8 protein-coding genes are annotated in these 4,778 nt (G+C 34.1%); all 8 read left to right on the forward strand.

The genetic code is table 11. The features are described 5' to 3' along the window. The first annotated feature begins 115 nt into the window (after positions 1–115). The 8 genes from ABZA26_RS07810 to ABZA26_RS07845 all read left to right on the forward strand — a co-directional run bounded on the left by ABZA26_RS07810 (position 116) and on the right by ABZA26_RS07845 (position 4,731). A complete protein-coding gene (locus ABZA26_RS07810) occupies positions 116–1,291 on the forward strand; it encodes an MFS transporter (protein WP_372713960.1) in 1,176 nt (391 codons plus the stop codon). A 286-nt stretch (positions 1,292–1,577) separates the two neighbouring features. Further along, positions 1,578–2,210 (forward strand): DsbA family oxidoreductase, encoded by a 633-nt coding sequence (locus ABZA26_RS07815; protein WP_372713961.1) that lies wholly within the window; start codon positions 1,578–1,580, stop codon positions 2,208–2,210. Between the two features lie 184 nt (positions 2,211–2,394). After that, positions 2,395–2,649, forward strand: coding sequence for a glutaredoxin 3 (grxC, locus tag ABZA26_RS07820; RefSeq protein WP_372713962.1), 255 nt, complete (start codon positions 2,395–2,397; stop codon positions 2,647–2,649). 68 nt (positions 2,650–2,717) lie between these two features. Beyond that, positions 2,718–3,362, forward strand: a complete 645-nt coding sequence (locus ABZA26_RS07825; RefSeq protein ID WP_372713963.1) for a flavodoxin family protein — start codon at positions 2,718–2,720, stop codon at positions 3,360–3,362. A 77-nt stretch (positions 3,363–3,439) separates the two neighbouring features. After that, complete coding sequence (locus ABZA26_RS07830; RefSeq protein WP_372713964.1) at positions 3,440–3,781, forward strand: DsrE family protein; 342 nt, start codon at positions 3,440–3,442, stop codon at positions 3,779–3,781. 49 nt (positions 3,782–3,830) lie between these two features. Then, positions 3,831–4,046 (forward strand): hypothetical protein, encoded by a 216-nt coding sequence (locus tag ABZA26_RS07835; protein ID WP_372713965.1) that lies wholly within the window; start codon positions 3,831–3,833, stop codon positions 4,044–4,046. 96 nt (positions 4,047–4,142) lie between these two features. Continuing rightward, positions 4,143–4,436, forward strand: coding sequence for a cysteine-rich small domain-containing protein (locus ABZA26_RS07840; RefSeq protein WP_372713966.1), 294 nt, complete (start codon positions 4,143–4,145; stop codon positions 4,434–4,436). A gap of 112 nt (positions 4,437–4,548) precedes the next feature. After that, entirely contained in the window at positions 4,549–4,731 is a 183-nt protein-coding gene (locus ABZA26_RS07845; protein ID WP_372713967.1) for a hypothetical protein, read from the forward strand. Positions 4,732–4,778 lie beyond the last annotated feature (47 nt).

Raw genomic sequence — 4,778 nt, forward strand, 5'->3', positions numbered from 1 at the left:
ACTCTTATAAATTCTCATAAGTAACTTAATTTATAAGAGTATTAGAACCAAAAGATTTAATCACCAATGAAAATCAATAAATGAGAAAAAAATCAGAGAGGGGAGGTTTGGAAAAATGAAAGATAAAAATAAAATGCTTTTAATCTTAGGATCAATGGCTTTTTTAGCCAATGGAGACAATTATGCTGCCGCTCCTCTGCTTATTAATATATCAAAAGATTTAAACCTTACAGTAAGCACAGCTGCCATGTCAGTTACTGCATATATGCTGGCATTTGGTGTTTTTACTTTATTATTCGGGCCTTTGTCTGACAGGTTCGGTAAAGTAAGAGTAATAAATACTGCAGCAATAGGGACAGCTATATTCAGTATTTTAGGGGCTACAACATTCAATTTATCCTCACTAATATTTTTCAGGTCAATGAATGGTGCTTTTGGAGCCGGTATCTTTCCTGTGACAATAGCACTGATCGGTGAAAGTTTTGATCCTGAAGACAGGCAAAAAGCTCTGGGAAAACTAATGGGATTTATGTTCCTAGGAGCAGCCACTGCAAGTGCCCTAGGAGGAGCAATAGCATATTTTGGATCATGGAGAATAGTTTATCTCATATACGGAGTGGGAGAGCTCATTCTGGCCATAATGATGCTTAAAATACTAGAAAGAGATAAGCCGGTGGTAGATAAGCTTAATTTTTTCTCGGCATATAAAAATGCACTTACCAATTATAGATTTATGAGAACAGTTTTGATGGTCTTCTTAGTTGGATTCAGTGTATTCGGTAGCTTTACATATTCAGGGAAACTAATCCAGGAGCTGACCGGCTATAATATTCTCAGTGTCGGGCTGATACTCTCTATATTTGGTATAGGAACCGTTATAGGGGGTAAAATTGCACCTGAAATGAGAAAAATTCTGAAGCATGGTTTTCTGGTAACTAGCGGGCTGATAGGTGGTCTGTCAATGTTTGTATTATCTGTATTTAAAAATATATGGATATTATCCCTTGGTCTTTTAGGTTTTGGCCTTGCCTTTGTCTGCATACAATCGACATTAATTTTGATGGCACAGGAAAAACTTCCTAAAATGAAAGGGACAGCAATGTCAGTAGTGTCCTTCAACCTATTTGTGGGAGGAGCAATCGGAACATCGGTCAGCGGACTCGTTATGGAATCCTATGGAATTACAAAAATATTTCACAATAATTCTTACATCATTTTAACAGTGGGAATATTGACATCTATATTTGTTGCACGGTTCGAAATGAGAAAAAACAATTCTACTGTGACATAATCTCGAATATTAAAAAACTAAATTCCGGGGGATAACTTGCTAAAAAAATAACCTTTTTTGCCAGACATAATGCCCCCTGTCCCATTAAAATTAAGATGATTTTAGAATCAAAAAATTTAGTCACGAATAAAAAACAATAAAAGAGAAAAAAATTAGCACGAATAATAAAAAACCTTTTGACACATAGGTCACTGCAAAAAATAACAGAACTTTTAAATTCAATTCTTTAATTATAAATAAAAGAGAGATTTAAATTAAATAATATTCGTATAAAAGGAGTGATAATATGAAAATAGAAATTTGGTCTGATTTTGTATGCCCATACTGTTACCTGGGTGAAAAAAAACTAGAAAAGGCTCTTGAAACCTTTGATGATAGAGAGAATATTGAGATAATCTTTAGGAGTTTTCAGTTGAATCCAGATGAGGTGAAACAAGAACAGGGAAATTATTATGATTTTATTTCTAAAAAATACGGGATACCATATGAAGTTGCAAAAACCCGTATGGATTCTATTAAAAATGAGGCTGCTAAAGTGGGATTGAATTATAGATATGATATCATGATAAGAAATAACACCTCTCTAGCTCATCAAGCTGCTAAATTCGCTAAGGATGAGGGAAAAGAAAAGATTCTTGTGGACCGTCTTTTCAAGGGGTACTTTGAAGAGGGAGCAGACCTGGGTAATTTGGAAACTTTACTGTCTTTAGCTGGAGAAATCGGTCTAAATACTGATAAGCTGGAAAAAGTGCTTAAAGATAAATTATATTTATCTGAGGTTAACAGGGATCAAAATGAAGCTTCGAGTGTCGGAATAAGCGGCGTTCCTTTTTTTATTATCAATGATAAGGTCGCTGTCTCAGGTGCACAGAGTATCGAACATTTTAAAGGGGCTTTGAATAAGGCACTGGAGATGTAATAAGATTCTAGTTATGCTTAGACTGGTCAATATTATTAAGGGCCTTTGTTGCAAATTTTCAAATCATTTTAGCAGTGAGAATATTGACATCTATATTTATTGCATGATTCGAAATGAGAAAAAATAATTCTGCCGTGATATAATCGTATGGTAATAAACAACTAAATTCAGGAGGAAAAACTTTATGAAAGAAATAACCATTTATACCAGACATAACTGCCCCTATTGTACCAGGGCTAAGATGCTTTTAGAATCAAAGGGAGCAAAATATAACGAAATAAATATCGGAGAGCATCCGGAAGAACGTGAAACTATGATTAAAAGGTCAAATGGTGGCAAAACTTTTCCTCAAATTTTTATCGGTGATACCCATATCGGAGGTTGCGACGACCTGTATGCACTTGAAAGTTCAAATAGATTGGAATCTCTTTTAAAATAAGCTTGTTATTATACAGCTTTAAAAAGTAGTTGCCCATATGAAAAATAAGAAATAAAGGAAGGTTAAATATGATCTTAGGAATATCGGGAAGTCCGAGACCAAACAGAATAACAGATCATGCAGTCAAAGAAGTCCTGGCAAATTGTCACGGAGATACTAATTTTATCTCACTTTCAGGAAAGCATATATCAGGATGTATAAGCTGTCTTGGGTGTATTGAAGATAACAAATGTGTCGTCAAAGATGATTTTCCAGAAATAGCAGAAGCCATGGTCAAAGCAGATGCCATTGTATTGGGAGTCCCAAATTACTATGACTTACCTAATGCTCTTTCTCATAGTATGTTGGAAAGATGCTTTTGCTTCCGTCATAAAAGTGCATTTTTATTGGGGGGTAAACCAATAGTAATTATATCCACCGGTTACTCTAAAGATGAAGAAAATAGTCAGGTACTAAAAATTGTTGAATACTTTGCAAAAAACAATAAGATGAATGTTATCTCAAAATTTTTAGTGGAAGCTTTTTCTCAATGCTATACTTGTGGGGCCGGACTGAACTGCATTGACGGTAATGTTGTAAAAAATAATGGCTTTGTGGAACAAATAACCAGTGAAATTCTGCCGCCTGAATTTGATAAGCAACCAGAATCTATAAAAAAATGTAAAAATGCAGGAAAAATCCTGCAGGACTACCTAAATAAAGGGCAGTTATAATTGAAAAAACACCTTGATAAATGTAAAAAGATTTGTTGATATGTAATAGAAAATTCGTGTATAGAGGAGAGGAAAAGATGAAAAAAGATAATTTGTATATCCTATGGACAAACGATAACCCACTAACGGCAGAACATATGGTTATGATGTACTCAAAAAATGCAGTGCTCAGAAACTGGTGGAATGAAGTTACAGTTATTATTTGGGGAGCTACCTCTAAACTTGTGGCTGAAAATTACAATATCCAACAACTTATAAAAGAAGGGCAAGAAACAGGAGTAAACTTTAGCGGGTGTATTGCCTGTGCCAATAATCTTGGAACAACAGAAAAACTAACAGAATTGGGAATTGAACTGAAGTCATGGGGGGAGCCTTTGACTGAACTCCTAAAAAATAAAGAGAATATTTTAACTGTTTAAAAATATTTTTAAATACAACTGTCCATACTTTGTCAGAGCAGAGGTGCTTTTGGATTCCAAAAGGCTTAACTATACAGAAATAAATATTGAAGATCATCAAGGGCAGCTTGAAATTATAATAGAAAGATATCATGGTGGAAAATTTTTTTCTAAGATTTTAATTGGAGAATTCCATGGAGGGGCTGTGACGACCTTTATGCACCTAATGATTCTAAAAGGCTGGATTAGTCTGAGTGAAACAAAGACAAAACATTATAGGCTATAACAGCTGCAGGTAGTGTCGTAAGTCTGCTATCGATTCAGAACGTTGGATCGAATAAAAAAATTATAAAATGAATATACTAAAATCGGAGGTATTTAATTGTTTAAAAAAGAGGCTTTTAATCATAAATTTGTACAAAACAGCAAGTGCGAGTATTTCCCGTGTCACAAAATAGAAAATACAGAAAATTTTAATTGTCTTTTCTGTTATTGCCCTCTATACATGATGGGAGAAGAGTGCGGGGGAAATTTTAAGTATACAGAACATGGAATAAAAGATTGTTCACAATGTAACCTTCCTCACATAAAGGATATAGGCTATGATCACATTCGTGGAAAAATGAAAACTGTCATTAACATAGTTAAAGATAAACATCTGAAAAATAAAAAATAATCATATTTATATCCGCCTCTCTAAGGATTTTTAGAGAGGTTTTTTATTTTTTTTCAATTTATTACTTGCTAAGTCTGAAAAATAAAGTAAAATAAAGTCAGGAGGTAATTACATGAATAAAAACTCGAACAACTACCAGCTTTTTGACGAAAATCTAGAGATCAGAAATGAATACTTAGCCCGAATCTGCACCCAGTGCAAAAAATATGATAGATTCTGCAAGGGACGAAAAACTTTTAGGGGAGTGGAGATAGAGTTCTGTCCAAATATGGAGAAAATAAAGAAAAAATCTTAGATATCCTAAATATCTAAGATAGCTACCGCCCGTATAGGGGAACCGTC

Source organism: Ilyobacter sp. (assembly GCF_041583315.1).
Lineage (GTDB): Bacteria > Fusobacteriota > Fusobacteriia > Fusobacteriales > Fusobacteriaceae > Ilyobacter.

What these genes read in the sequence shown, in the direction of transcription:
- ABZA26_RS07810 (WP_372713960.1), top strand. Translation starts at nt 116, where the DNA reads ATGAAAGATAAAAATAAAATGCTTTTAATCTTAGGATCAATGGCTTTT.
- ABZA26_RS07830 (WP_372713964.1), top strand. Translation starts at nt 3,440, where the DNA reads ATGAAAAAAGATAATTTGTATATCCTATGGACAAACGATAACCCACTA.
- ABZA26_RS07845 (WP_372713967.1), top strand. Translation starts at nt 4,549, where the DNA reads ATGAATAAAAACTCGAACAACTACCAGCTTTTTGACGAAAATCTAGAG.
- grxC (WP_372713962.1), top strand. Translation starts at nt 2,395, where the DNA reads ATGAAAGAAATAACCATTTATACCAGACATAACTGCCCCTATTGTACC.
- ABZA26_RS07825 (WP_372713963.1), top strand. Translation starts at nt 2,718, where the DNA reads ATGATCTTAGGAATATCGGGAAGTCCGAGACCAAACAGAATAACAGAT.
- ABZA26_RS07815 (WP_372713961.1), top strand. Translation starts at nt 1,578, where the DNA reads ATGAAAATAGAAATTTGGTCTGATTTTGTATGCCCATACTGTTACCTG.